Consider the following 2,973-nt stretch of genomic DNA (forward strand, 5'->3'; position numbering starts at 1 on the left):
GAGGTAACACAAGCGAATTAGTATTGTCTTTTGTTGTTGTATGACTTTGAGGAGACTCAGGTTATATGGTCAAGAAGAGAAGCGCAAACGGTGGATGCCTAGGCAGTAAGAGGCGAAGAAGGACGTGGAATCCTGCGAAAAGCTTTGGTGAGCTGGAAACGAGCGCTGACCCAAAGATGTCCGAATGGGGGAACCCGGCTTTACGTGAGTAGAGTCATTCATACCTGAATACATAGGGTATGAAAGCGAACTCGGGGAACTGAAACATCTAAGTACCCGAAGGAACAGAAATCAATTGAGATTCTCCTAGTAGCGGCGAGCGAACGGGGAGGAGCCTGGTGTGATTTATTTTTTATGCGAGTAGAAGAGTCTGGGAAGGCTTACCGAAGGGGGTGATAGTCCCGTATACGAAGCATGAGAGAGGAACTAAGCACACGAACAAGTAGGCCGGGACACGTGTAATCCTGGTTGAAGATGGGTGGACCATCATCCAAGGCTAAATACTACTTACTGACCGATAGTGAACCAGTACCGTGAGGGAAAGTTGAAAAGAACCCCGGAGAGGGGAGTGAAATAGACCCTGAAACCGTTTGCGTACAAGCAGTGGGAGCATGTTTTCGGACGTGTGACTGCGTACCTTTTGTATAATGGGTCAGCGAGTTACTTTCAGTGGCGAGGTTAACTGAATAAGGAAGCCGTAGAGAAATCGAGTCTGAATAGGGCGCGAGTCGCTGGGAGTAGACCCGAAACCGGGCGATCTAGCCATGTGCAGGATGAAGGTTGGGTAACACCAACTGGAGGTCCGAACCGGGTAATGTTGAAAAATTATCGGATGACGTGTGGCTAGGAGTGAAAGGCTAATCAAGCCCGGAGATAGCTGGTTCTCCCCGAAAGCTATTTAGGTAGCGCCTCGTGAATGATTACCGGGGGTAGAGCACTGTTTCGGCTAGGGGGCTGTCATGGCTTACCAAACCGATGCAAACTCCGAATACCGGCTAATTGAATCACGGGAGACACACGGCGGGTGCTAACGTCCGTCGTGAAGAGGGAAACAACCCAGACCGCCAGCTAAGGTCCCCAAGTTATGGTTAAGTGGGAAACGATGTGGGAAGGCACAGACAGCCAGGAGGTTGGCTTAGAAGCAGCCACCCTTTAAAGAAAGCGTAATAGCTCACTGGTCGAGTCGGCCTGCGCGGAAGATGTAACGGGGCTAAAACCATACACCGAAGCTGCGGATGTGTAGTAATACACGTGGTAGGGGAGCGTTCTGTAAGCTGATGAAGGTTCATTGAGAAGTGGGCTGGAGGTATCAGAAGTGCGAATGCTGACATGAGTAACGATAAAGAAGGTGAAAAACCTTCTCGCCGGAAGTCCCAGGTTTCCTGCACGACGTTAATCGGAGCAGGGTGAGTCGGCCCCTAAGGCGAGGCAGAAATGCGTAGTCGATGGGAACCAGGTTAATATTCCTGGACTTTTTATAAGTGGTGAAGTGGGGACGAAGAAGGCTAGATGAGCCGGGCGTTGGTTGTCCCGGTACTTGCATGTAGGCGGAGAGACCTGGCAAATCCGGTTTCTCATTAACGCGGAGGTGCGAAGTGGTTCTGACCTTTCGGGGTGCAGAGAAGTCATTAATGCCAGGCTTCCAGGAAAAGCTGCTAGCCATAACTTATAGAAAACCGTACCGCAAACCGACACAGGTGGACAAGTAGAGAATACTAAGGCGCTTGAGAGAACTCGGGTGAAGGAACTAGGCAAAATGGTACCGTAACTTCGGGAGAAGGTACGCCCTTGCCGGTTAGTTGTTTTACATAACGAAGCTGGTGAGGGCCGCAGAGACCAGGTGGCTGCGACTGTTTATTAAAAACACAGCACTCTGCAAATTCGTAAGAAGACGTATAGGGTGTGACGCCTGCCCGGTGCCGGAAGGTTAATTGATGGGGTCATCTTCGGAGAAGCTCTTGATCGAAGCCCCGGTAAACGGCGGCCGTAACTATAACGGTCCTAAGGTAGCGAAATTCCTTGTCGGGTAAGTTCCGACCTGCACGAATGGCGTAACGATGGCCACACTGTCTCCACCCGAGACTCAGTGAAATTGAAATCGCTGTGAAGATGCAGTGTACCCGCGGCTAGACGGAAAGACCCCGTGAACCTTTACTATAGTTTTGCACTGGACTTTGATGATAACTGTGTAGGATAGGTGGGAGGCTAGGAAGTGCAGACGCTAGTTTGCATGGAGCCAACCTTGAAATACCACCCTGTTATTATTGAGGTTCTAACTTGGGCCCATAATCTGGGTTGAGGACAGTGTATGATGGGTAGTTTGACTGGGGCGGTCTCCTCCCAAAGAGTAACGGAGGAGCACAAAGGTACCCTCGGTACGGTCGGACATCGTACCAAGAGTGTAAAGGCAAAAGGGTGCTTGACTGCGAGACTGACGGGTCGAGCAGGTACGAAAGTAGGTCTTAGTGATCCGGTGGTTCTGTATGGAAGGGCCATCGCTCAACGGATAAAAGGTACTCCGGGGATAACAGGCTGATACCGCCCAAGAGTTCATATCGACGGCGGTGTTTGGCACCTCGATGTCGGCTCATCACATCCTGGGGCTGAAGCAGGTCCCAAGGGTATGGCTGTTCGCCATTTAAAGTGGTACGCGAGCTGGGTTTAGAACGTCGTGAGACAGTTCGGTCCCTATCTGCCGTGGGCGTAGGAAAATTGAGAGGAGCTGCTCCTAGTACGAGAGGACCGGAGTGGACGAACCTCTGGTGTTCCGGTTGTGACGCCAGTCGCATTGCCGGGTAGCTAAGTTCGGACGGGATAACCGCTGAAAGCATCTAAGCGGGAAGCCTCCCTCAAGATGAGTTTTCCCATGAAGCCCGTTGAAGACTACGACGTTGATAGGCGAGGTGTGGAAGCGCAGTAATGCGTGAAGCTAACTCGTACTAATTGGCTGATTGTCTTGACCATATAACCTGA

General features: G+C 51.2%; 1 rRNA gene. It reads left to right on the plus strand.

Annotated elements, in window-relative coordinates:
* Window positions 1-67 precede the first annotated feature (67 nt).
* Window positions 68-2,964: ribosomal RNA gene (locus ACN4Z1_RS15835) — 23S ribosomal RNA — on the plus strand.
* Window positions 2,965-2,973 lie beyond the last annotated feature (9 nt).

The organism is Legionella sp. ST3F1 (genome assembly GCF_048553315.1).
GTDB classification, from domain to species: Bacteria; Pseudomonadota; Gammaproteobacteria; order Legionellales; family Legionellaceae; genus Tatlockia; species Tatlockia donaldsonii.